Origin of the sequence: Kineococcus gurbantunggutensis, from assembly GCF_050871925.1 — a bacterium.
In the GTDB taxonomy this organism is placed as follows: Bacteria; Actinomycetota; Actinomycetes; order Actinomycetales; family Kineococcaceae; genus Kineococcus.
In genome coordinates this window covers 1-22,458 of sequence record NZ_JBJLSG010000083.1, presented here as the reverse complement: position 1 = coordinate 22,458, position 22,458 = coordinate 1, and the positions used below count along the sequence as shown (strand labels likewise).

26 protein-coding genes are annotated in these 22,458 nt (G+C 77.3%); 8 read left to right on the top strand and 18 right to left on the bottom strand.

Annotated elements, in window-relative coordinates:
- Nucleotides 1-141: 141 nt before the first annotated feature.
- From ACRYR7_RS15540 to ACRYR7_RS15515, 6 genes are all read right to left on the bottom strand, one after another.
- Entirely contained in the window at nucleotides 142-1,689 is a 1,548-nt protein-coding gene (locus tag ACRYR7_RS15540; RefSeq protein ID WP_432573015.1) for an RNA polymerase sigma factor, read from the bottom strand.
- Nucleotides 1,690-1,963: 274 nt separating this feature from the next.
- Nucleotides 1,964-2,365 (bottom strand): universal stress protein, encoded by a 402-nt coding sequence (locus ACRYR7_RS15535; protein ID WP_432573014.1) that lies wholly within the window; start codon nucleotides 2,363-2,365, stop codon nucleotides 1,964-1,966.
- A gap of 162 nt (nucleotides 2,366-2,527) precedes the next feature.
- Entirely contained in the window at nucleotides 2,528-3,763 is a 1,236-nt protein-coding gene (locus tag ACRYR7_RS15530) for a DUF4192 family protein (RefSeq protein WP_432573013.1), read from the bottom strand.
- A 148-nt stretch (nucleotides 3,764-3,911) separates the two neighbouring features.
- On the bottom strand, nucleotides 3,912-4,316 hold the full coding sequence (locus ACRYR7_RS15525; protein ID WP_432573012.1) for a YkvA family protein: 405 nt from the start codon (nucleotides 4,314-4,316) through the stop codon (nucleotides 3,912-3,914).
- Nucleotides 4,313-5,020, bottom strand: a complete 708-nt coding sequence (locus ACRYR7_RS15520; RefSeq protein WP_432573011.1) for an EcsC family protein — start codon at nucleotides 5,018-5,020, stop codon at nucleotides 4,313-4,315. Before ACRYR7_RS15520 ends, ACRYR7_RS15525 begins: the two co-directional genes overlap by 4 nt.
- A 128-nt stretch (nucleotides 5,021-5,148) precedes the next feature.
- Complete coding sequence (locus ACRYR7_RS15515) at nucleotides 5,149-5,379, bottom strand: hypothetical protein (RefSeq protein WP_432573010.1); 231 nt, start codon at nucleotides 5,377-5,379, stop codon at nucleotides 5,149-5,151.
- Between the two features lie 104 nt (nucleotides 5,380-5,483).
- Here ACRYR7_RS15515 and ACRYR7_RS15510 point away from each other — a divergent pair, with 104 nt between their 5' ends.
- From ACRYR7_RS15510 to ggh, 3 genes are all read left to right on the top strand, one after another.
- The gene (locus tag ACRYR7_RS15510; RefSeq protein WP_432573009.1) at nucleotides 5,484-6,413 is read left to right on the top strand and encodes a spermidine synthase; all 930 of its coding nucleotides are present in this window, start codon (nucleotides 5,484-5,486) and stop codon (nucleotides 6,411-6,413) included.
- Complete coding sequence (locus ACRYR7_RS15505; protein ID WP_432573008.1) at nucleotides 6,410-7,126, top strand: DedA family protein; 717 nt, start codon at nucleotides 6,410-6,412, stop codon at nucleotides 7,124-7,126. The genes ACRYR7_RS15510 and ACRYR7_RS15505 overlap by 4 nt, the downstream gene beginning before the upstream one ends.
- A gap of 233 nt (nucleotides 7,127-7,359) precedes the next feature.
- Complete coding sequence (gene ggh / locus ACRYR7_RS15500; RefSeq protein WP_432573017.1) at nucleotides 7,360-8,685, top strand: glucosylglycerate hydrolase; 1,326 nt, start codon at nucleotides 7,360-7,362, stop codon at nucleotides 8,683-8,685.
- Nucleotides 8,686-8,695: 10 nt separating this feature from the next.
- Here ggh and ACRYR7_RS15495 read toward each other — a convergent pair whose 3' ends face one another.
- From ACRYR7_RS15495 to ACRYR7_RS15470, 6 genes are all read right to left on the bottom strand, one after another.
- The gene (locus ACRYR7_RS15495; RefSeq protein WP_432573007.1) at nucleotides 8,696-10,063 is read right to left on the bottom strand and encodes an MFS transporter; all 1,368 of its coding nucleotides are present in this window, start codon (nucleotides 10,061-10,063) and stop codon (nucleotides 8,696-8,698) included.
- Nucleotides 10,060-10,728, bottom strand: a complete 669-nt coding sequence (locus ACRYR7_RS15490) for a GntR family transcriptional regulator (RefSeq protein ID WP_432573006.1) — start codon at nucleotides 10,726-10,728, stop codon at nucleotides 10,060-10,062. Before ACRYR7_RS15490 ends, ACRYR7_RS15495 begins: the two co-directional genes overlap by 4 nt.
- Nucleotides 10,729-10,761: 33 nt before the next feature.
- Nucleotides 10,762-11,451 carry a UdgX family uracil-DNA binding protein gene (locus ACRYR7_RS15485; protein WP_432573016.1) on the bottom strand — a complete coding sequence of 230 codons (690 nt, stop codon included), beginning with the start codon at nucleotides 11,449-11,451 and terminating at the stop codon, nucleotides 10,762-10,764.
- Nucleotides 11,452-11,505: 54 nt separating this feature from the next.
- Nucleotides 11,506-12,585, bottom strand: coding sequence for a carbohydrate kinase family protein (locus ACRYR7_RS15480; protein ID WP_432573005.1), 1,080 nt, complete (start codon nucleotides 12,583-12,585; stop codon nucleotides 11,506-11,508).
- 67 nt (nucleotides 12,586-12,652) lie between these two features.
- Entirely contained in the window at nucleotides 12,653-13,162 is a 510-nt protein-coding gene (locus tag ACRYR7_RS15475) for a SigE family RNA polymerase sigma factor (protein WP_432573004.1), read from the bottom strand.
- On the bottom strand, nucleotides 13,159-13,974 hold the full coding sequence (locus ACRYR7_RS15470) for a hypothetical protein (RefSeq protein ID WP_432573003.1): 816 nt from the start codon (nucleotides 13,972-13,974) through the stop codon (nucleotides 13,159-13,161). The genes ACRYR7_RS15475 and ACRYR7_RS15470 overlap by 4 nt, the downstream gene beginning before the upstream one ends.
- A gap of 71 nt (nucleotides 13,975-14,045) precedes the next feature.
- On the opposite strand from ACRYR7_RS15470, the gene ACRYR7_RS15465 reads away from it, so the two are divergent.
- The gene (locus ACRYR7_RS15465) at nucleotides 14,046-14,822 is read left to right on the top strand and encodes a hypothetical protein (RefSeq protein WP_432573002.1); all 777 of its coding nucleotides are present in this window, start codon (nucleotides 14,046-14,048) and stop codon (nucleotides 14,820-14,822) included.
- Between the two features lie 101 nt (nucleotides 14,823-14,923).
- A complete protein-coding gene (locus ACRYR7_RS15460; protein ID WP_432573001.1) occupies nucleotides 14,924-15,958 on the top strand; it encodes an aldo/keto reductase in 1,035 nt (344 codons plus the stop codon).
- A gap of 52 nt (nucleotides 15,959-16,010) precedes the next feature.
- Here ACRYR7_RS15460 and ACRYR7_RS15455 read toward each other — a convergent pair whose 3' ends face one another.
- From ACRYR7_RS15455 to ACRYR7_RS15430, 6 genes are all read right to left on the bottom strand, one after another.
- Nucleotides 16,011-17,009, bottom strand: coding sequence for a YihY/virulence factor BrkB family protein (locus tag ACRYR7_RS15455; protein WP_432573000.1), 999 nt, complete (start codon nucleotides 17,007-17,009; stop codon nucleotides 16,011-16,013).
- Nucleotides 17,010-17,076: 67 nt separating this feature from the next.
- Nucleotides 17,077-17,223, bottom strand: coding sequence for a hypothetical protein (locus tag ACRYR7_RS15450; protein ID WP_432572999.1), 147 nt, complete (start codon nucleotides 17,221-17,223; stop codon nucleotides 17,077-17,079).
- 91 nt (nucleotides 17,224-17,314) lie between these two features.
- Nucleotides 17,315-18,145: a DUF3618 domain-containing protein gene (locus tag ACRYR7_RS15445; RefSeq protein ID WP_432572998.1), complete on the bottom strand. Its 831-nt coding sequence runs from the start codon at nucleotides 18,143-18,145 to the stop codon at nucleotides 17,315-17,317.
- Nucleotides 18,121-18,549 (bottom strand): phage holin family protein, encoded by a 429-nt coding sequence (locus ACRYR7_RS15440; protein WP_432572997.1) that lies wholly within the window; start codon nucleotides 18,547-18,549, stop codon nucleotides 18,121-18,123. Before ACRYR7_RS15440 ends, ACRYR7_RS15445 begins: the two co-directional genes overlap by 25 nt.
- Nucleotides 18,546-19,529, bottom strand: coding sequence for a hypothetical protein (locus tag ACRYR7_RS15435; protein WP_432572996.1), 984 nt, complete (start codon nucleotides 19,527-19,529; stop codon nucleotides 18,546-18,548). The genes ACRYR7_RS15440 and ACRYR7_RS15435 overlap by 4 nt, the downstream gene beginning before the upstream one ends.
- Nucleotides 19,530-19,569: 40 nt before the next feature.
- Nucleotides 19,570-19,710: a hypothetical protein gene (locus ACRYR7_RS15430; protein WP_432572995.1), complete on the bottom strand. Its 141-nt coding sequence runs from the start codon at nucleotides 19,708-19,710 to the stop codon at nucleotides 19,570-19,572.
- Between the two features lie 161 nt (nucleotides 19,711-19,871).
- Between ACRYR7_RS15430 and ACRYR7_RS15425 the strand changes: the two genes are divergently transcribed.
- From ACRYR7_RS15425 to ACRYR7_RS15415, 3 genes are read left to right on the top strand one after another with little or no spacing between them, the layout of a single operon-like run.
- Nucleotides 19,872-21,140: an FUSC family protein gene (locus ACRYR7_RS15425; protein ID WP_432572994.1), complete on the top strand. Its 1,269-nt coding sequence runs from the start codon at nucleotides 19,872-19,874 to the stop codon at nucleotides 21,138-21,140.
- A 59-nt stretch (nucleotides 21,141-21,199) separates the two neighbouring features.
- A complete protein-coding gene (locus ACRYR7_RS15420) occupies nucleotides 21,200-21,418 on the top strand; it encodes a hypothetical protein (RefSeq protein WP_432572993.1) in 219 nt (72 codons plus the stop codon).
- Between the two features lie 29 nt (nucleotides 21,419-21,447).
- Nucleotides 21,448-22,374 carry a manganese catalase gene (locus tag ACRYR7_RS15415; RefSeq protein WP_432572992.1) on the top strand — a complete coding sequence of 309 codons (927 nt, stop codon included), beginning with the start codon at nucleotides 21,448-21,450 and terminating at the stop codon, nucleotides 22,372-22,374.
- Nucleotides 22,375-22,458 lie beyond the last annotated feature (84 nt).

The following is a 22,458-nucleotide window of genomic DNA, read 5'->3' as shown; positions in this document are numbered from 1 at the left end:
CCCCCTCCGCCCCCCCCCCCCCCCCCCCCCCCCCCCCCCCCCCCCCCCCCCCCCCCCCCCCCCCCCCCCCCCCCCCGCCCCCCCCCCCCCCCCGGCGCCCGCCCCCCACCCCCCCGACCGGCGGGGCCGGTGGCGGGGACGTCAGTCGAGGTAGTCGCGCAGCACCTGCGAGCGCGAGGGGTGGCGCAGCTTCGACATCGTCTTGGACTCGATCTGGCGGATGCGCTCGCGCGTGACGCCGTAGACCTTGCCGATCTCGTCCAGGGTCTTCGGCTGGCCGTCGGTCAGGCCGAAGCGCATGGACACCACGCCCGCCTCGCGCTCGGAGAGCGTGTCCAGGACGGAGTGCAGCTGCTCCTGCAGCAGGGTGAAGCTGACCGCGTCGGCCGGCACGACCGCCTCGGAGTCCTCGATGAGGTCGCCGAACTCGCTGTCGCCGTCCTCGCCCAGCGGGGTGTGCAGGGAGATCGGCTCGCGGCCGTACTTCTGGACCTCGACGACCTTCTCCGGGGTCATGTCGAGCTCCTTGGCGAGCTCCTCCGGGGTGGGCTCGCGGCCCAGGTCCTGCAGCATCTGGCGCTGCACGCGGGCGAGCTTGTTGATGACCTCGACCATGTGCACCGGGATGCGGATGGTGCGGGCCTGGTCGGCCATCGCGCGGGTGATCGCCTGGCGGATCCACCACGTCGCGTAGGTCGAGAACTTGTAGCCCTTGGTGTAGTCGAACTTCTCGACCGCGCGGATCAGGCCGAGGTTGCCCTCCTGGATCAGGTCCAGGAAGAGCATGCCGCGGCCGGTGTAGCGCTTGGCCAGGGAGACCACCAGGCGCAGGTTCGCCTCGAGCAGGTGGTTCTTGGCGCGGCGGCCGTCCTCGCTGATCCACCACAGCTCGCGCTTGAAGGTGGGGTCGATGCTCTCGCCGGAGTGCAGCTTCTCCTCGGCGAACAGGCCGGCCTCGATGCGCTTGGCGAGCTCGACCTCCTGCTCGGCGTTGAGGAGGGCGACCTTGCCGATCTGCTTGAGGTAGTCCTTGACCGGGTCGGCGGTGGCGCCGGCGGAGACGACCTGCTGCGCCGGGGCGTCGTCGTCGTCGTCGGTCAGGACGAAGCCGCCGGTGGTCTTCTTGGCGTCGGGGGCCTCGGCGGTCTCCTCGGCGGCGTCGTCGGCGACCTCGACGGGCTCGGCCACGACGTCCTCGACGACCAGGTCCTCGACCTTGACGTCCTCGACCAGCTCATCGCCGCTGGGCTCGTCGCCGGCGGGTGCGTCCTTGGCGGCCGGGGCGGCCGTCTTGGTGGCGGTCTTCTTCGCCGCGGCCCGGGTGGTGGTCTTGGCGGGCTTGGCGGCGGCGGGGGCCTCGCCGTCGACGGGCGCGGCGGCGCGCTTGGCGGCCGGGCGGGCCGGCTTGGCGGCCTTCGTCGCGGTGGCCGTGGCCGTGGAGCGGCGCGTGGAGGAGGCGGCGACGGCACGCTTGGGCGCGGCCTCGGGGACCCGCACCGTGATGCCCGCGTCGTCGAGCGCGCGCAGGACGGCCTTCATGCGGGGCAGGGGGAGCTGGGCGTCCTCGCAGGCGGTGCGCACGGCGTGGGCGTCGACGAACCCGTGGGTGGTGCCGTGCTGCAGGAGCTCCTGGAACGGAGCGGACGCGAACTCGGGCGGGAGCGGCCGGGAGGTCGATACCGACGACACGGACTGCCTTTCGTCGTGGGCGGAACGGGACTGCGGGCAGCAGCCGACAAGGTCAACACCGGCGGGCACCGTTGCATGCCCACTGAGGACGACAAACGCCGATTCTTGCACGACGGGGCCCCCGGCGGCGCACCGCGCCACCCCGGCGACACCTGCGGGCCACCCCCGGGGCGGGCGCGCGTCACCCGGGCGGCGGCCTGCCGGGGCTCCCGCGAGCGCCCGCGCAGGGGCTGCGCAGGGGCTGCGCAGGGGCTGCGCAGGGGCGCGGAGCCGCTCAGTCCTCCGGCTTGACGGCGAGCACCGGGCAGGGGGCGTCGAGCAGGATCCGCTGGGCGCTGGCGCCCAGGATGAGCTTGCCGACGGGCGTGCGCCGGCGCAGGCCGATCACGATCAGGGCGGCGCCGGAGCGCTCGGCGGCCTCGATCAGGTCGTCCGCGGGGTCCTCGCTGTCCGGCACCTCGCGCAGCTCGTGGCCCAGGTCGGCCTCCTCCAGGCGCGCGCGCACGGCCTCGTGCACGGCCCGCAGCTGCTCGGCCTCCTGGGCGTCGGCCTCCTTGCCGGGGCGGCGGCTGTGCACCACGACCAGCGGCTGGCCGAGGCGGACGGCGGCACCGCCGGCCTGCTCCAGCGCCGCGCGCCCCTCGGGGTTGGCCACGTACCCGACGACGATCCCCATCCGCGCACCCTCCTGGACCCGGCTGCCCGGTGCCGGCCCGTCCACGGCTGGACGGCTCTCCCCGACGGCACCGTCCCGGCCCCCGCGGGGCCGGGCGCAGCCGCGGCGACCGTACTAGACGCCGCGGACGGTCCGGTGCGCCGGGCGCACCGCCCGGCGGCCTCAGCGCCCGCGCGGTGGCAGGCCGGCGCGCAGCGCGGACTCCACGAGGCGGGCCAGCCGCTGGCCGGGGTCGGCCCGCAGCGCCTCCTCGGCGCAGGCGCCGGCGCGGACCCCGTCGCCCAGCGACCAGCGGGACCAGGCGGCCAGGGCCCACGCCCCCGCGCCGCGGCGACCGGGGGCGTGGCGGGCCAGGTCCACCGCGAGCGCGGCGACCGCGGCGGTGCGCCCGGGGTCGGGCTCGGCGTCCAGGGCGCGGTGCACCGGGGCCGCCGCGCCGGGCCCGGGTGCACCGGGGCCGCCGCGCAGCAGCGCGGCCACGGCGGGGGCGCGCAGGTGCTCGGGGGCGCCGGTCAGCAGCGCGGCGTCGCGCACGGCGACGTCCTCGAGAGCGGCGAGCAGCAGGCCCGCCGTGCGCGGGTCGGGCAGCGCGGGCGCGGCGGGCGGCAGGCGCTCGAGCACCAGACGGGTGAACTCCTCCAGCGCCCGCGCGCGGCGCGCCGGGGTCCAGGGCGCGGCGGCGGCCGCCCGCTGCGCCGCCCGGGCGGCGCGCTGCACCGGCACCGGCAGCGCGGCGGTGACGGGCAGCGCGGCGGTGCGGTCCGCGGCGGCCCACAGGCCCCGCCCCACCGCCTCGGCGGCCACCCGGCCGGCGGCGGGGGTGTCCAGGGGCAGGCCCGCCGGCGGGCAGCAGCCGGTGTCGGTGCAGGTCAGGGAGCGCCAGCGCCCGGCGGCGACCAGCAGCGCCTCCCCGGCCGGCAGGCCCTCGGCGCGCAACCGCTCCAGGGCGGCGGCCACCGCCGCGGCCCCGGCCGGGCCGGTGCGCAGCGCCCCCGGGGCGCCGGTGCCGGCACCCCCGTCCGTGCCGTCCGCGCCCGGGTCCGCGCCCGAGTCCGGGTCCGGGTCCGGGTCCGCCGGGGAGCCGGTGCCGTCGTAGCAGACCACGAGCACCGGCCCGGCCGCCCCGGCGCAGGACCCGGCGGCGCGGCGGGCGCGCAGCAGGTGGGTGACGGCCTCGGCGGCGGCCGCGGCGGCCGGCTCGTCGAGCGCGCCGGGGGCGGCGGTGGGCAGGTCCACGCGCACGACGGCGCCCAGGCGGGTGCCACCGGGCTCCGCGCCGCCGGCCAGCTCGACGAGCACGAGGCTGTCGCGGGGGTGGAAGCCGAGCCGGTAGGGCAGCACGGCGAGCAGCTCACCGGGGCCGGACAGGACGAGCGGGGGCGCGGGGTCGGCGGTCACGGCGCCACCGTGCCCGGCGCCGCGCGCGGGCCGGCCGCGCTCCACAGCCGTGCGGGCGCCACCGCGCCGGCGGCGCCCTGCGACTCCCCCGGCGCCGCGCCTCAGGAGGTGCCGGGACGGTGGAGGCGGTCGGAGCGGGTGCGCCGGGTCAGCGCAGCGGGTGCACCGGCTGCGCGGGACCGCGGGCCGTGCCGCGCCGCTCGCGCCAGGCCGCGTAGTCCTCGGTGGCGCTCAGCAGGGAGCCGGCGACCCACGCGGCGACCACGCCGTCGTCGAGGACGCCGAGCAGCGGCAGGACGGCCTCGGGCAGCAGGTCCACCGGCGAGACGAGGTAGGCGAGCCCGGCGGCGGCCCCGGCCAGGCGCAGCCGGCCCGGTCCGCGGTAGCGGCCGCCGGCGCTGTCGGCCACCATCGCCGGCAGCGAGCGGGCGCGGGCGGCCAGGCCCGGCGTGCCGGGGCGGGTGCCGGAGCGCGCGGTGCGCCACAGCACGCCCAGCGCCGAGCGGCGGCGGGCCGGTGCCGGGACCGCGGCCGGGGCGGCGCCGCGGTTCACCGCTGCGCCCCGGGGCCCTCCGCGCCCGAGACCGGCGGCAGGGCGTGCTCGGCGTGCTTGGCGATGCGGCGCAGCATGACGGCGTCGGCGCCGGCGCCGATGGCGCCGCCGAGGAAGGGCACCGCGCGGCTGCCGGCGCGCACCAGGCCCCCGGTGCCCAGCCGGGCGAGCAGACGGAAGCCGACGCCCTTGTTGACGAGCATGAGCACGGCCGGGGGCCAGCGCCGGGTCGCCAGGGACGCCAGGCGGCCACCGATGTTCAGGCTGGGCAGGCCGGCGGACTTCAGCACGTCGGTGGCGTCGGCGCCCACCAGGGTCAGCAGCACCGCGCTGCGCACCTCGGGCCGGCTGGTGTCGTAGCCGCGCAGCTCGGCCACGGCGGCGACGGCGCGGGTGGCCAGCACGTAGAAGCCGACGACGTTGGCGGGCAGGGCGACGGGGAGCGTGATCAGGCCGCCGACGCCGGTGGCGAAGCCGCTGGCGGCGACCAGGCGGGTGTGCCGGCTCACGACCGCGTGCACCGCGGACTCCGTGGTGGGGTGCTCGGCGCGCGCCGCGCGCGCCACCTGCGCGGCCCCGTCGAAGGGCCCCTTGCCGTCGATGCCGATCGAGAGCAGGCGCTGCACGAGGGCCGCCGCGCGGGAGTCGTCGGCACCTCCCGCCCCGGTCGTGTCGACCTGGCGCTGAGCGTCGCGGCGTGCCACTGGTCCGTCCCTCCTCCGGCCGGCCGGACGTGACCGGGCCGTCCGGGAACGCTAACCGCAGGGCGTGCGCGGCGCGCGCCGGCGGGCGGGTGCCCGGGGGTCGCGCGGCGCCGGGTGCGGCGGGTGCGTCAGCGCGCGTTGTCCTGCGCGCGCAGGTAGGCGGCGACCTCGTCCACGCCGGCGACGGCGTAGCGGCGGCGCGCCCAGGGGCGCGGCAGGCTGTCCACGGAGGCGGCCGGCGGGCGGTCGGCCAGCGGCATCAGGGCCGGGTCCAGGGGCCGGCGGCGGCGCGCGCGGCGCTCGAGCACGAAGGGGACGAGGAACACGGCGAGCAGGGCCGCCTGCAGGAACGCGAACATGCCCTCTTCCTCGGCAGGAGGCGGCGCGGACTTCAGCGCCCGTCCCGGCGGGTCCGCGCTGCTCCGTCCGGGTGGCCGCCGCGCACGGCTGGTTGGATCGGCGGGTGCCCCGCTCGCCCCGTCCCCGCCCGCAGCCGCGGCGCGCCGCCGCCCGGCGCCCGGAGCCGGAGGAGGGCGAGGCCCTCATCAGCACCGGCACGGTGCGCCTGGAGCGAGACCGCGACGACCCCGACGGCTGGCTGGTGCTCGTCAACGGCGTGCCCAGCTCCTACGTGGACCTGGCCGACCCCGAGCACCTGGTGTTCGAGTACCAGCAGTGGACGGCGGCCGTGCTGGACGCGGTGCACCCGCCCGGGCCGCTGCGGGTGGTGCACCTGGGCGGGGCCGGGTGCGCGTTCCCGCGGTACGTGGCGGCCACCCGGCCGGGGTCGCGCCAGCTGGTGCTGGAGGTCGATGAGCGCCTGGTGGAGCTGGTGCGCCGCAGCTTCGGCGCGAGCGCCTCGGCCGGCTTCCGGCTGAAGGTGGCCGAGGCGCGGGCGGGGGTGGCGGCGCTGCCGGACGCCAGCCAGGACGCGCTGGTGCGCGACGCGTTCGTGCACGACCGGGTGCCCGCGCACCTGGTGACGGTGGAGTTCCTGCGCGACGTGGCGCGCGTGCTGGCACCGGGCGGGGTGTGGGTGGCCAACCTCGCCGACCGCCCGCCGATGCCGCACGCGCGCGCGGAGCTGGCCACGGCGGCGGAGGTGTTCGCGCACACCGCCGTGCTGGCCGAGCCGGGCGTCTTCCGGGGGCGGCGCTACGGCAACGCGCTGCTGGTGGCCTCGCAGGAGGAGCTGCCCGAGCGGGCCCTGGTGCGGGCCCTGTCCGGCGGGGCGGCGCCGGCCCGGCTGGTGGCCGGCGAGGAGGGGCGGCACTTCCGCGCCGGTGCGAGCGTTGTCACGGACGCGGCGGTGGCCGCGCTGAGCACCGGTGCGCCCGCGGGGGCGCCCGGGGCGCAGTCCCAGGCGGAGCCCACGGAGGAAACCGACGCATGAGCGTGATGCTGCAGACCGCGAGCCGGGCCGCCGGGGGCGGCGAGACCGGCGGCCTGACGGGCTTCGTGCTGGACACCGTGGCGTCGCTGGGGGCACCGGGCGTGGGGGTGCTGAGCTTCCTGGAGGTCGTCTTCCCCCCGATCCCCAGCGAGGTCGTGCTGCCGCTGGCCGGCTACCAGGTGCAGCAGGACGTGCTGCAGCTCTTCCCCGTGGTGGCGCTGTCGGTCCTGGGCGCGTTCCTCGGCTCGCTGGTCCTGTACTGGGTCGGCAGGGTGATCGGGCTGCGGCGGGCCGCGGCGATCGCCGAGCGGGTCCCGCTCATGGACGCCGACGACGTGCACAGGTCGGCGGAGTGGTTCTCCCGCCACGAGGGCGCGGCGGTGTTCACCGGCCGGTTCATCCCCGGCGTGCGCAGCCTGATCTCGCTGCCGGCGGGCGCGGCGGGCATGCGGCTGTGGAAGTTCTCGCTGCTGACGGTGCTGGGCTCGGGCCTGTGGAACGGGCTGCTCATCGGCCTGGGCATGGCCCTGGGCACCCAGTACGAGCTGGTGGAGCAGTACGGGCACTACCTGGACTACGTGTTCTACGCGGCGATCGCCGGCGTGCTGGCCTGGGCGGTGCTGCGCCGGGTCCGGCGGGTGCGCGCGCAGCGGCGCGGTGACGCGGTGGTGGACGCCCGACGACCGGAGGGCGAACGGCAGCACGGCCGCTGAGGCCGGCCGCACCCGCGCGGCGGCTTGCGCGCGGTGCGCGGGCGCGGTGGGATCGGCGCCACGACGCCGGCGGTGGGTCCCGTCCCGGCGCGGGGAGGCGGCCCGTGAGCACCGAGGTGGAGCGCAGCGGTCAGGCGGCGCGCGGCGGCGGGGTGCCGAGACCGGGCGAGGTGCCGAGACCGGGCGAGGTGCCGCTGCGCGAGCGGGTGCCCGGTGCGCGCCGGCCGGCCCGCCTGACCTCCCAGCTCCTGGCGGCGCGCGCGGCCTACGTGCTGCGCGGCAACGACCTGGGGACCATGACCTCGGCAGCGCCGCGGCTGTACCCGCACATGTGGAGCTGGGACGCGGCGTTCGTGGCGGTGGGGCTGGCGCGGCTGTCGGTGCCGCGGGCGGTCCTGGAGCTGGACACGCTGCTGGGCGCGCAGTGGGGCAACGGGATGATCCCGCACATCGTGTTCAGCCCGGACGCCACGGGCTACTTCCCCGGCCCGGAGCGGTGGGGCTGCCACCTGGGGGTGCCGGGCGCCCCGCCGTACCCGGCGACGTCGGGGATCTGCCAGCCGCCCGTGCACGCGATCGCGATGCAGCGCATCGTGGAGGCCTCCCGGCGGCAGGGCCGCTCGGACCGGCAGGCGGCCGGGGAGTTCGTGGAGCGGGCCTGGCGGCCGCTGGTGGCCTGGCACCGCTGGCTGGCCACCGCGCGCGACCCCGAGGGGCGCGGGCGGGTGGTGCTGCACCACGGGTGGGAGTCGGGCATGGACAACTCCCCGCGCTGGGACGGGCCGTACTCGCGGGTGGTGGTGGGCGCGGACCTGCCGCCGTACCAGCGGCGCGACAACCTCGTGGTCACCGACGCCTCGATGCGCCCCAGCGACCGCGAGTACGACCGCTACCTGTGGCTCATCGAGGAGATGCGCCGCGTGGGCTACGACGACGCCCTGGTGCACGAGCGCGTCAGCTTCGCGGTGGAGGACGTGCTGGTCTCGGCGCTGCTGGCGGTGGCCTGCGACGTGCTGGCGGACCTGGGCGAGGAGCGCGGGCAGCCGGGCGGCGACGTGGCGGACCTGCGCGCCTGGGCGGCGCGCTTCCGCGCCGGGGTCCTGGAGTCGGTGGACCCGGTCACGGGCCTGGCGCGCGACCGGGACGCGCGCACCGGGCAGTGGCTGTCCACGGAGACGGTGGCCGGCTTCGCGCCGCTGCTGTGCGGGGGGCTGCCGCGGGCGCGGGAGGCGGCGCTGCTGGCGGAGTTCGAGGGCGAGCGCTGGTGCGGGCACCCGCAGCTGGTGGCGGCGGTGCCGCCGTCGACGTCGCCGGCCTCGGCGGCCTTCCGCCCGCGCGAGTACTGGCGCGGGCCGCAGTGGCCGGTGATCGCCTGGTTGTTCCACTGGTCCTTCGCGCGGCGCGGCTGGGCGGAGCGGGCCGCGGTGCTGCGCGAGGAGGGGCTGCGCCTGGTGGGCGCGGGCGACTTCGCGGAGTACTACGACCCGCTGAACGGCGAGCCGCTGGGCAGCATGCAGCAGTCCTGGACGGCCGCGGCCGTCCTGGACTGGCTGTGCTGAGCGGGCCGGGTCAGTCCGCGGGCCCGGCGCCCTGGCGCGCGCGGCGGGCGGCCAGGTCGCGGCGCACCGCCTCGCGCATGCGCGGCACCACCACGCCCTGGCGGGCCAGCAGCTCGCGGGTGCGGCGGCGGCTGACGAGGATGCCGGCCACGCCGATGCCCCACAGCGGGAACTGCACGGCGAAGGCGAGCCGGAAGGCGTCCAGGGAGTAGGTGGCGGGGCTGCCGGCGCCCTGCAGGTCCAGGACGACGCCGACGGCGAGCACGAGCACGACGGTGGCGGTGAACCCCATGACGTTGGTCAGGCCGGTGGCGCCGCCGAGGCGGTGCGCGGGGTTGGAGGTGCGGGCGTAGTCGAAGCCGATCATCGAGCCGGGCACACCGGTGGCGATGACGACGACGAGCAGCGCCAGCACCGGCAGCGGGGCGGGCCCGGGCAGGGCGAGCACGAGGGCCCACACCGCGGCCTGCGCGGCCACCACGCTCAGCACGATCCAGGAGCGGCGCAGCGGGTGGCGCGCCACCAGGGCGCCCATGAGCGGGCCGGTGCCGGCGGCGGTGACGGTGTAGAGGGTCAGCAGCGCCCCGGCGGTGCCGGTGCTCAGCCCCTGGCCGGAGACGAGGAACGGGTAGCCCCACAGCGCGGCGAAGGCGTTGCCTGCGAAGGGGGTGGCCCAGTGCGACCACAGGCCCAGCCGGGTGCCGGGCTGGCGCAGCGACTCGCGCAGGTCGGCGGCGACCTGCCGGGCGGTGCGGGTGCTGCGCGGGTTCGGCGCCCCCGGGGGCACGTCGCGCAGCACCAGCAGGGCCAGGACGGCGGCCAGGACGCTGAAGGCGGCGATGCCGGCGTAGGCGGGCGTCCAGCCGGGCCCGTGCAGCAGCGCCACCAGCGGCACGAAGCTGAACACCTGCCCGAGCTGGCCGAAGAGGCCGACGAGCTGGGTCATCACGGGCACCCGGCGCGGCGGGAACCAGTTGGTGACCACGCGCAGCACGGAGGTGAAGGTGGCGGCGTCGCCGGCGCCGACCAGGACGCGGGCGAGCACGGCCTGCCAGGTCTGGGTGCTCAGCGCCAGCACGAGCTGGCCGGCGCCCATGGTGGCCGCGCCGAGGACGACCAGGCGGCGCGGTCCCCAGCGGTCGATGAGGACGCCGACGGGCACCTGCAGGGCGGCGTAGACGAGGAACTGCAGCACCGCGAAGCTGGACAGGGCGCCGGCGCCGATGGCGTAGCGCTCCTGCGCCTCCAGCCCGGCGGCGGCCAGCGAGGTGCGGTTGGCGACGGTGACGACGTAGGCCAGGGCGCCGACGGCGAAGACGAGCCACGCCCCGCGCACCCGGTCTTCCGCGGCGGGGGCGCTGCCGCGCGCGGCGCTCACCGGGCGCTCCGCAGCCGCTGCCCGGCGGTGCGCACGTGCTCGCGCACGAGGTCCAGCCAGTGCTCGCGGTCGGTGCCGGCCAGGGCCTCGAGCAGGGCGGCGTGCTGCTCCAGGGTGGTGCCCATGCGCTCGCGCGAGCCGCCGACGATCGCCACGCCCATGCGCATCTGCCGGTCGCGCAGGCTGTCGTAGAGGCCGGAGAGGATGGCGTTGCCGGCCGCGCGCACGAGCGTGGCGTGGAAGGCGCGGTCGGCGGCGGTGAAGGCCCAGCCGTCCCCGGCCTCGCGGGCGGTGCGCATGTCGGCCAGGTGGGCGGCCAGCGGGGCGGTGAGCTCCGAGCGCAGCTGCCAGGCGCGGGCGGCGGTGTGGACCTCGACGAGCTCGCGGGCCTCCAGGACGTCCTCGACCTCGGCGGGCGAGACGGGCACCACCAGGGCGCCGCGCTTGGGGATCAGGTGCACCAGCCCCTCGGCCTGCAGGCGCAGCAGGCCCTCGCGCACGGGGGTGCGCGAGACGCCGACGCGCTCGGCGACCTCCCCCTCGGTGAGCAGGTGCCCGCCGGGCAGGGAGCGGTCCAGGATGGCCGCCTTGACCTCGGCGTAGACGCGCTCGGCGGCGGGCGGGGCGGGGGTGGTGGCGCCAGGACGCACCTCGGCTGTGTCCATGATGTATCTATCCTGGCACGGCCGGGCCCGCGATCAGCTCAGGGCCCCCGCCGCCAGCCGCAGGTCGGCCACCAGGGCCGCGTACGCCGCGTCGCGCTCGGCCTCGGGCACCCGCAGCACCGCGGAGGGGTGGATGGTGCCCATGAAGGTCTTCTCCCCGCGCGAGGTGCTCAGCCGGATGAGCTGGCCGCGGTGCTTGGTCACCCGGAAGTCCTTGGGCAGCAGCGCCTTCGCCGCGGTGGCGCCCAGGCACACCACCACCTCGGGGTCCACCTGCGCCAGCTCCGCGGCCAGCCAGGGCCGGCAGGCGGTGATGTGCGCGACGTCCGGGCTCGCGTGGATGCGCCGCTTGCCCGGGGCCTCCTGCGTGAAGCGGAAGTGCTTGACGGCGTTGGTGACGTACGTGGTGGACACGTCGATGCCCGCCTCGGCCACCGCCTTCTGCAGCAGCCGCCCGGCCGGGCCGACGAACGGCACGCCGCGCCGGTCCTCCTGGTCGCCGGGCTGCTCCCCCACCAGCGCCAGGCGCCCGTGCACGTCCCCCGCGGAGAAGACGACCTGCGTGGCCGGCTCCCACAGCTCGCAGCCGCGGCACCCGCGCGCCGCCTCGCGCAGCTGCTCCACGCCGGCGCCCCCGGGCACCCAGGCGCCCGCGCCGGGCCGCTCGGGCCTGCCGGCGGCGCGGGCGGGAGCGGGGGCGCCGGCGGTCTCCTCCGGCGCGATGGGCAGCTGCTCGTCCACGTGCCGATGATGGCCCGCGGCCGCGCGGGCCGCCCGTCAGGCGCCGTTCGCCGGGGCGGCCGGCCCCTGGGGCAGGTCGTTGCGCACCGCCAGCGTGGCCCCGGCGCGGCGCACCGCGCGGCCGTGCTCGGCGGGCAGCACGTCGTGCAGGAACCCGTAGCGGCGCACCAGCTCGGCGGTGGCCGAGGTGCGCGGCCCCAGTCGCAGGTGCGACCACCAGTCGGCGATGTCGCCCCAGCCCGGCGCCGACAGGGACCCGCCGAACTGCTGCACGCTCAAGCCCGCGCACAGGTTCGCGAAGGCCAGCCGGTCCCCCAGCGGCCAGCCGGCCAGGGTGGCGGTGAGGAACCCCGCGCCGAAGACGTCCCCGGCGCCGGTGGCGTCCAGCGCCTCCAGCCGCAGCCCGGGGGCCTGCGCGCTCTCGCCGGTCGTCTGGTCCACGGCGACGGCGCCGTCCGGGCCGCGGGTGACCACCGCCACCGGCACCCGCTCGGCCAGCGCCGACACCGCCGCCTGCGCGTCGTCGGTGCGGGTGTAGCGCATCGCCTCGACGTGGTTGGGCAGGAAGGCGTAGCAGTGCTCCAGGCCCGCGAGCACGTCCGGGCTCCACTGCGTGGAGGAGTCCCAGCCCACGTCGGCGAACACCAGCGCCCCCTGGCTCTCCGCGCGCAGCACCCACGGCTGCGGGTGGGCCTCCAGGTGCACCAGGCACGCGCGCGCCGGCGGGACCTGCACCGGGTCGGGGGTGGGCGGGGGGTGCTCGTGGGTGACCATCGCGCGGTCGCCGCCGTAGGCCAGGGAGACCGTCACCGGCGAGTGCCAGTCGTCGACCCGGTGCGAGGTCGACAGGTCCACGCCCTCCTGCTCGCCCAGGGTCTCCCAGCAGAACTGCCCGTAGGCGTCGGTGCTGAAGGCCGCGGCCAGGGAGGTGCGCAGGCCCAGCCGGGCGGCGGCCACCGCCATGTTCGCGATGCCGCCGGGGCACGAGCCCATGCCGGAGGTCCACACCTCGGTGCCCAGCCGCGGCTCGGCCTCCAGGCCGGTGAAGACGATGTCCAGGAACACCGTCCCGCGCACGTGGACGTCGAAGGGCGCGTCGTTCGCGGCGTCGGGCACGTGCCGATGCTGGGCGATCACGGCGGGCGGCGCAACGCCGCGGGGCGGCGGCCCCGCGCGGGGCGTTTCAGCGCTGCACCGCCCCGCGCAGGGCCGCCAGGCCGCGGTGGGCGTTGCTGCGCACCGTGCCGGTGGTGACGTCGAGCAGGTCGGCGATGCGCTCGTCGGGCATGTCCTCGAAGTAGCGCAGCACCAGCACGGTGCGCTGCTTGACCGGCAGCGCGCGCAGCGCGGTGAGCAGCTCGTCGCGGTCGGCGAGCCGCCCGCTCGCGTCGGGGGCGCCGCCTGCCTCGGGCAGCTCCTCGGTGGGCACCGGGCGCTCGCGGCGCGCCGCGCGGCGCCACCAGGAGGTGGAGGCGTTGACGACCATGCGGTTGACGTAGGCGACCGGGTCGTCGGCGGCCGAGACCCGCCCCCACTTCAGCAGGGCCTTGGCCAGCACGTCCTGCACGACGTCCTCGGCGGTGTCGGGGTCTCGCAGCAGCCCGCGCGCCAGCCGCACAAGGGCCGGGCCGCGGGCGGCCACGAAGTCCTCGAAGGCCAGCACACCGGCAGCCTGCTGCACCGCGCTGCTCACCGGACCACCCCGGTGCTCGCGCGGCGCAGCGCCTCGGCGGTCAGGTCCTCGGCGCCCCGCACGGCCGTGGCGGCGTCGGCGCTGAAGACGGTCGTGTCCAGCCGCACGACGACGTCGCCGGCGCGGGCGACGACGCGCACCCGCCACTGCGGGTCCACCCCGTCCAGCTCCTGCGCCAGCGCCCAGCCGGTGATCGACTCCTCGCCGATGCCCGCCTCCTCGCGCACCTCCCAGGGACCGGTCTCCAGCGCGCCGGCGGCGCACCCGGGGACCTGCTCGCGCACCTGCGCCAGGTGGGCGGCGGCGCCGTCGCCGGCGAGCAGGAGCACCTGCTCGTCGACCGCCTGCGGCAGCGGCTGCGCGACGGTGCCGGGCGCGTCCCAGCGCGCGGCCCGGCCGGCGAGCAGCGCGCCCGCGGCCGAGGAGGTGTCGTCCCGGCACAGCCCGGCCGTGAGCGGCTCAGCGAGCGGCCCCCGCCGCGTCGCGGGGTCCTCGACCGCGCCGGGCAGCACCGCCGCCACGGCCGCGGTGTCCAGGAGCGCCTGCGGCGGCACCGCCGCGGCCGCCGGCGGCGGGCCGGCCACCTCGGTGCGGGCGGTGCCCCGCTCGTCGTCGAACCGGGACAGGCCCGTCGGCACCGCCAGGGCGACCAGCGCCAGGGCGCCGGCCGCCAGCCGGCGCCGGCGCCGCTGGCGGCGCAGGCCCGCGGCGCGCCCGCGGGCCCCGGCCGCGAGCGCGGCGGTGTCCACGCCGGGCCCCTCGGCGCCCAGCAGGCGCAGCCGCCGTTCCAGCGCGTCGTGCTCGCCGTCCACGCGTCCTCCCGTCCTCGCGGGCCGATCGGCCCGACGTGCAACGGACGCGCCGGCCGGCGCGTCCGTTGCACGTGACCCACCGCACCACGACGTCCACCCGCCCCCGCCCCCGCCGCGCCGCGGCGCTCCTGCTGCTCCTGGCCGCCGCGACGGCGTGCGCCGGCCCCGCCCCGGCCGATCCGGTGGCCGCGACCACCGCGACCACCGCGACCACCGCGACCACCGCGACCACCGCGACCACCGCGAGCACCGCGAGCACCGCCACCGCGACCGCGGCCGGCACCGTAGACGCCGCCGCGACCGCCACCGGGGACGCCGCCGCGGCGGCGCTGACGGAGCTCGCGGGGTCGCTGGGGGCCGAGGTCACCTCGAGCACCCCGGCCGCACCGGGCGGGCCGGAGCTGGCGGCGCTGGTGGCGGGCGACGAGGTGGCGAGCACGCTGCACCTGCGCGCCTGGGACGGCACGGCGTGGGCGGTGCTGGCGGACCTGGAGCTGCCGGGGCCGGTGCTGGCCGGCCACGGGGAGGGGACCGTGCAGTGGCGGCGCCTCACGGGCGGCCGGTGGCCGGACGCGGTGGTGCACCTGCGCGGCGGCACGCTGCACTCGGGGGTGGAGGCGGTGGTGGCCGCCCAGCAGGAGGGGGGCGCCTGGCGGCTGGTGCCGCGCGCGGGCGTGGAGGAGGGCGACGGGGACCCGGTGCTGCTGGGCAACCCGCTCTTCGACGACGGGCAGGTCTTCGTCACCCGCGCCTCGGCGGCCGGCGAGGTGGTGGTGCGCTACTGGCGCTACGACGGCGCGCTCGGCGCGTGGGCCGAGCAGCCCGGTCCGCGCCCGGCCGCCGGCTGAGGGTGCCGGGGGGGCGGCCCTGCCCGCAGCCGGGCGGGTGCCCGGGAGCAGGATGGGCGCGGGGACCGCCCCCGCAGACCACCCGTCTGGAGGAACCGACGATGGAGTACCGGACCCTCGGGAGCAGCGGCACGGCCGTCTCCCACCTCGCCCTGGGCACCATGACGTTCGGCGCGGAGACCGACCGCGACGGCGCCTTCGCCCAGCTCGACGCCTTCGTCGAGGCCGGCGGCACGCTCGTCGACACCGCCGACGTCTACAGCGCCGGCACCTCCGAGGAGATCGTGGGCGCGTGGTTCGCCGCGCGGCCCGCCGAGGTCACCGAGCGCGTGGTGCTGGCCACCAAGGGGCGCTTCCCCACCTCGGGGGAGCCCAACGGCGTCGGCCTGTCGCGTCGGCACCTCACCCGCGCCCTGGACGCCTCGCTGCGCCGGCTGGGCCTGGAGGCCGTCGACCTGTACCAGGTGCACGCCTGGGACCCGTGGACGCCGGTCGAGGAGACCCTGGAGACCCTCGACGCGTTCGTGCGCGCCGGGAAGGTGCACAACGTGGGGCTGTCGAACTTCACCGGCTGGCAGCTGCAGAAGGCCGTGAGCACCGCCGACGCCTCCGGCCTGGTGCGGCCGGTGACGCTGCAGCCGCAGTACAGCCTGCTCGTGCGCGAGATCGAGTGGGAGATCGTGCCGGCGGCGGAGGAGAACGGCCTGGGCCTGCTGCCCTGGTCGCCGCTGGGCGGGGGGTGGCTGTCGGGCAAGTACACGCGCGACCAGGCCCCCACCGGCGCCACCCGCCTGGGCGAGAACCCCGAGCGCGGCGTGGAGGCGTACGCGCGGCGCAACGCCCAGCAGCGCACCTGGGACGTCATCGCCGCCGTGCAGCAGGTCGCCGAGGCGCGCGGGGCGTCCATGGCGCAGGTCTCGCTGGCGTGGCTGGCCGCGCAGCCGTCGGTGTCCTCGGTGATCCTGGGCGCCCGCACGCTGGAGCAGCTCAGCGACAACCTGGGGTCGGCCGACCTGGAGCTGGAGGCGGACGAGCTGGACGCGCTGGACAGCGCCAGCGACCCGCAGCCGGCGGACTACCCCTACGGCGTCCCCGGCGAGCAGCAGCGCAGCCGCAAGCTCACCGGCGGGCGGTGAACGTGCGGCTGCGCTGAGGGGCCCGCGGGCCCGGGGGGCGGTGCTCCCCGGGTCAGCGGTCCTCGGGCTTGCGGTCGGCGGCCACCGCGTCGCGCTGGCCCATGGGCTGCGGCTCGCCGACGGTGGTGTCGTGGTCGGTCTGGCGCTCGGACTCGGCGTTGATCTCCGCGCCGAGGAGGATGGCGTAGCTGGTCAGCCACAGCCACATCAGCAGGACGACGACGCCGGCGAGGGCCCCGTAGTTCTTGGTGTACGAGGAGTTCCCCGAGACGCTGACGTAGATCGAGAAGCCGGCGGAGACGACCAGCCACAGGGCGGTGGCCACGCCGGCGCCCACGGAGGTCCACTTCATCCTCGGCGCGTCGCGGTCGGGGGCCAGGCGGTAGACCGCGGCCAGGGCGACCAGCACCAGGACGAGCAGCAGGACCCAGCGCAGGACGTTGACCACGACGCTGACGACCCCGCTGGCGCCCAGGGCGTTGACGAGCACCGGGGCGACCGCGATGCACGCCACGGCCAGCAGCATGAAGAGGATCGCGCCGACCGTCAGCAGCAGGGCGGTGCCCTTGACCTTGACGAAGCCGCGCGTCTCCTTCTCGTCGTAGGCCATGTTCGTGGCCGACATGAGGTTCTGGACCCCGCTGGAGGCGCTCCACAGCGCCAGCACGATGGCCAGGGCCGCGCTCCACCCGGCGCTGGACTGGTTCTCGCTGACGGCCTGCACCTGGCGGGTGACGAGGTCGCGGGCCTCCTGCGGGATGGCGGAGATCCCGTTGATCTGGTTCGTGATGGCCTGCGGGTCGCCGAACAGGCTCCACAGCAGGAAGGCGGCGGTGAGGGCCGGGAAGATCGCCAGGAAGGCCTTGAAGGCGACGCCGGCCGCCAGCAGGGGCACCTGGTCGTCCTTGGCCTCGCGCCACGCGCGCTTGGAGACCTGGACCCACCCCTTGGCCGGGATCTGCTGGGGGGACTCCGCCTGCTCGCCCCGCGAGCCGTGCTGGACCGACAAGCCGTCCGTCCCCGTTCCGTTGCGCTGCGTGGTCTTGCTCATGTCCTCCACTCTCCCGCTCCGCGGCCCGGGGCGCGCGTCGAGCGCGGCGCCCCGGGCCGGGTGCGACTCACGGGGTGTGGGTGTCCCCGAGGGGTTCCGACGGCGCGTCGGCGTCGTCGGTGTCGAACGCCTCGTCGACGAGGTCGTCCGTGCTCGCCTGGACGGCGTCCTCCTGGTCGGGCAGGTCGGTGCCCTCGTGCGGTCCGGTGCTCACGCGTCCTCCTCGTGCGGGGGCCCGCCCCCCGGCAGGGGGCGGGCCCGTCGTCGTGCCGTCCGTGCCGTCCGTGCCGCCGCGCGGCCGGTGCTCAGCTGCGGGCGGTGTCGCGGACCTGGCCGGCCGCGGACTGGCCCTGGCCCTTGACCTCGCCGGCCGCGGACTGGCCCTGCTCCTTGACCTCGCCGACGGCGGACTGGCCCTGGTCCTTGACCTCGCCCACCGCGGACTGGCCGTGCTCCTTGACGTGGGCGGCCGCGTCCTGCGCGTCCGAGCGCACGGCCTGGGCGCCCTCCTTGGCGCTCTGCGCCAGGTCCTGGGCGGCGGAGGTCGCCTGCTCCTGCAGGGTGCTGCGCACCTCCTGCACCTGCTCCTTGGCCGCGTCGATGACGCCGCCGCCGTGCTCCTTGGCCGCGTCCAGCGCCTTGGCCGTGGCGCGCGTCTCCTTCTCGCTCGCCGGGATCAGCGAGGAGATGAGCAGACCGGCGCCGAAGGCGACCAGGCCCGCCGCGAGCGGGTTGCCGCGCGTCTTCTGCGTGACGGCGCCCTTGGCGTCGCCCGCGCTGCCCGCGACACCACCGCGGGCGTTGCCGGCGGCGTCGCGCACGTCACCGGCGGTGCCGGCCACGCGCTCGCGCAGGTCGCCCGCGGTGCCGCGCACCGAGTCCGCGGCACCGTGCGCGGTGCCCATCACCGAGTCGGCGGCGTCGTGCGCCGAACCCATCACGCGGTCCTTCAGCCCCACGGCACGGTCCTTCACCTTGTCGACCTGGCGGTGCGCGACGTTCGACGGGCTCAGGCGCTCGGTCAGCTCGTCCAGGTCGGCGCTGAGCGCGGAGCGGGTGCCCGCGATCTCGGTCTCGATCTGCTCGGGGCTGCCGGGGCCGGCGTGGCCCGTCACGTCGTCGGGTGCTTGGCCCATTGCACGTCCTCCTTGAGTGTCGTGGTCGTCCGCTCCAGCGGCGGCGGGACCTGCTTGAGCGCCTTCTGCCCGCTCTTGGCGAGCACGGCGGCCACCACGCCCCACACCACGGTCACGATGAGCGCCGCCCACGCGTGGCCGATGAGGTGCCCGAGGGCGAGGATCGCCAGGGCGGTCAGCGAGATCAGGAACAGGTGCCCGGCCACGCCGGCGCCCGCGAGGAACCCGGCGCCGCGGCCGGCGTTCTTGGCGTCCTGGCGCAACTCGGTCTTGGCCAGGGCGATCTCCTGGCGCACGAGCGTGGACAGCTCGGTGGTGATGCTGGAGAAGATCTCACCGATCGAGCGCTCGCCACCGCTGCCGCCGCCGGTGTCCGGGCGCGGGGCGCTGGTCGCCCCGCTCACGGCCGCGATCCGTGCGAGGGCGCGTCCGACACCGACGGCACGTCGGAGCGGATGTGGTGCGGCAGCAGGTCCTCGTTCGGGTCCTCGCCGTAGCGGGAGACCGCCTCGTCGGTCGTGCCGGTGCCCACGTGGCGGCCCGTGCCGGTGCCCGGGGCGGTCGTGGTGCCCATGCCCGTCACGCCGGAGGCGTAGGTCGAGGACAGGTCGCTGCCGCGCAGGTCCGTGATGGTGCCGGTGTGCGTGCCGGTGTGCGTGCCGGTGCCCGCGGCCGGCGCGGTGCCGGGGGTGGGCGCGGTGCTCAGCGGCTCCAGCTCGCGGCCCTGCGCCGACGGGGTGCCGTCGTGCGCGGCCTTGGCGCCGCGGGTGACGCGGCCGGCCACCAGGCCCGCGGCCAGCGCGCCCAGCAGGAAGGCGCCCGGACGCCGGCGCGCGTAGGTGCGCAGCTGGTCCAGCAGCTCGGCCGGCTCGTGCGAGGACAGGGTCTGCCCCCACGCCCCGACGCGGTCGCCCGCCTGGCGCACCAGCTGGGTCGCCGGGCCGGAGCCCTCGCTGGCGCGGCCCATCTGCGCCAGCTCCTCACCGGCCTGGCTGAGCAGGGCGGCGAGCTTGTCGCGCCCGGTGCTGGTCTGCTCGTCGACCTGCTTGCGCAGCTCGCCCAGCAGGTCGCTGGCCTGCGCCTCGGCCTGGCCGAGGACGTCGCTGAGCTGCTCGCGGGCGGAGGCGACCACGTGGCCGGCCTCCTGCTTCGCGGTGCCGGCGACCTCGCTCGCCTGCTGCTTGGCGGTCCCGGCCACCTGGCCGGCCTGCTCCTTGGCGGTGCCCGCGACCTGGCCGGCCTGCTCCTTCGCGGTCCCGGCCACCTGGCCGGCCTGCTCCTTGGCCGAACCCGCGGTCTGCCGGGCGCGGTCCTCAGCGCCGCCGGTGCCGCCGGCACCGGCCGCGGTCGCTCCTGATCCGCCCGTCACGTCGTACGTCGACATGCTCGCCTCCTCCTGTGGGGTGCTGCTGCGGTGACCGGGCTCACGCGCCCCGGTCGCCGCCGATGGCGTCGTCGGCCTCGTGCTGCGCGGCGCCGAGAGCACCGCCGACCTCGTCGACGGCCTCGTCGGTCTGCGCCTCGGGACCCCCGGCGGGGGGCTGGGCCCTGTCGGTGGTTCCCACGTCCGTCCTCCCCCTCGCCGGGACCGGCCCGTGCGGCCGGTCGTGGTCCCTCTGCTGGGGTGTTCACTACCCGGCGCGGGGGTGCCCAAACGTGCGGCGCCGAGAAAGATCCGCAGCGGCGCGGGGTGCCGACGGGCGCGGTCCGCGCCACAGTGGCCCGCGTGGAGGGCCCGGTCCTCCGCGGGCGGTCGCTGCGCGCCGCCGCCCGCGGGACGCTGTTCGGCCGCCGGCCCCGGCTGGGCCTGGCGGTGCGCACCGCGCTGGCGGCCACCCTGGCGTGGCAGCTCGCGCTGTGGCTGCCGTTCACCGCCGCGGAGACGTACCCCTACTACGCGCCGCTGGGCGCGGTCGTGGGCTCGTACACCACGGTGCGCTCCTCCATCGACAACTCGCTGCGCGCCGTGGCGGGCATCCTGCTCGGCGGGCTGCTCGCGCTGGGCGCGCACGCCCTGCTCGGTCCCGGCCTGGCCGTCGTGGCGGTCGTGGTGTTCACCGCCACGCTGCTGGCCGGCTGGGCGGTGCTGGGCTCCCAGCGCAGCTGGGTGCTCAGCGCCGCCGTGTTCGTGCTCATCGTCGGCGCGCAGGACCCCGTCGACTACGTCGCGGCCTACAGCGGCCTGACGCTGCTGGGCGGGCTGGTCGCGGTGGGCGTCAACGCGCTGCTGCCGGACCTGCCGCTGCTGCAGTCCGACCGCGCCGCGCAGCGCCTGGCGGACGTGCTCGCCGACCAGCTCGACGACCTGGCCGAGGGCCTGCGCCGCGACACCCCGCCCAGCGCGCGGGAGTGGAGCGCGCGGCTGCGCTCGGTGGAGCCGCTGCGCGAGCAGGCGCGCGAGCGCGACGCGGAGGTGCGCGACTCGCTGCGCGCCAACGTGCGCGCGCGCCGCCACCGCGACGCCGTGCGGCGCCGGCGCGAGCGCGTGCTCGTGCTGGCCAGCCTGGCGCTGCGCGTGGAGGAGCTCACCGCCCTGCTGGTGGAGGTGCAGAACCCCGCCGAGCGGGAGGTGGCCATGGAGGCGGTGCTGCGCCAGCAGGTCGCCGCGGCCCTGACGGCGGCGGCGGCCGCGGCGCGCGCGCTCGGCGGCGAGGACGACGGGGACGGCGGGGACGACGGCGGAGACGCCGGGGAGGGGGGTTCCGCCGCCGCGACGCTGCGCGAGGAGGTGCGCCGGCTCTCCGCCGCCGTCTCGGCGGCGGAGTACACCAACGAGCGGGACCGGCAGACCGCCGGCGCGGTGGTCACCCTCCTGCGCCGCGCGCTGGGCGTGCTGCGGGTCGGCCGCGGGGGCACCGACCCCGACCCGGAGGCGGTGGCCCCCACCCCGTGGACCCTGCCCGGCGCCGAGCCGGGCGCCCCCGGGGCGCGTCGCCGGCGCCTGCCGCGGTGGCCGCGCCGGCCCCGCGCAGGACGGCAGGGACGGCGCGGTTGAACCCGCCGGACGCGGGTAGGGGGAGGTCACGAGCGACGACGTCCAGAAGGAGAGCGCACGTGGTCAAGTACCTGCACGAGGCGGGCATCAAGTCCGAGTGGGCCTACGCAGCAGCCTTCGGCAGCATCGGCCTGTCGTTCACGTCCTGGCTGATCTCCAAGGAGAAGGAGAAGGGCGCCGGCATCGACCGCGCCGACCGCTGGGGCATCTTCGTCGGCCAGTGGGCCCCGACGTTCTTCGGTCTGGGCAACGCCCTCGCCGCGTACGAGAAGAACTGACCAGGTAGCGACGAAGCAGAGGAGCACGCGTGTACCGCCACACCCGTGAGCTGCAGTTCACCGCCAAGCCCGAGAAGCCCGACGCGCTGTTCGCCGCGAAGTTCCAGGAGATCCTGGGCGGCCAGTTCGGCGAGATGACCGTGATGATGCAGTACCTGTTCCAGGGCTGGAACTGCCGCATCCCCGGCAAGTACAAGGACATGATCCTGGACATCGGCACGGAGGAGATCTCGCACGTCGAGATGCTCACCGTGATGCTGGCCCGCCTGCTCGAGGGCGCGCCCGGCGAGACCACCCAGAAGGCCGCGGCCGCCAACCCCGTCCTGGCCGCCGTGCTGGGCGGGCAGAACCCGCAGCACGCCATCGTCTCCGGCGGCGGCGCCCGTCCCACCGACAGCCTGGGCAACCCCTGGAACGCCGGTTACATCATCGCCAGCGGCAACCTGCTCACCGACTTCCGCTCCAACGCGGCCGCGGAGGGCCAGAGCCGGCTGATGACCAGCCGCATCGCGAACATGACCGACGACCGCGGCGTGAAGGACATGCTCGCCTTCAACCTCGCGCGCGACACCTACCACCAGCAGCAGTGGCTGCTCGGCATCCAGATGCTGGTGGAGGAGGGCTACGTGGAGAGCGAGATCGAGCGCTCCAACGGCGACTGGGAGGACACCGACGCCGCGCACGTCTTCTACACCTCCACCAACGGCAGCAGGGCCGGCGAGGGCCTGTGGGCCACCGGCAACAGCGTCGTGGACGGTCAGCCGTTCCGCGTCGAGGAGCTGCGCCCGCTCACCGACGACGACGCCGTCCTGCCCGCGCCGGACCCGCTGCAGTACGTCACCTACGACGGCAGCCAGGGCCCGGGCAAGCCCGGCAACGCCGTCGGCGGCGCCGTGCAGCAGGCCGAGAACGTCGTCACCAAGGTGAAGGACGCCATCACCGGCGACAAGCACTGAGCGGCCCGGGGGGGGGGGGGCGGGGGCGGGCGGCGGGGGCGGCCCGGGGGCGCCGCGCCGGCGCCGGGGCGGGGGGGGGGGTGG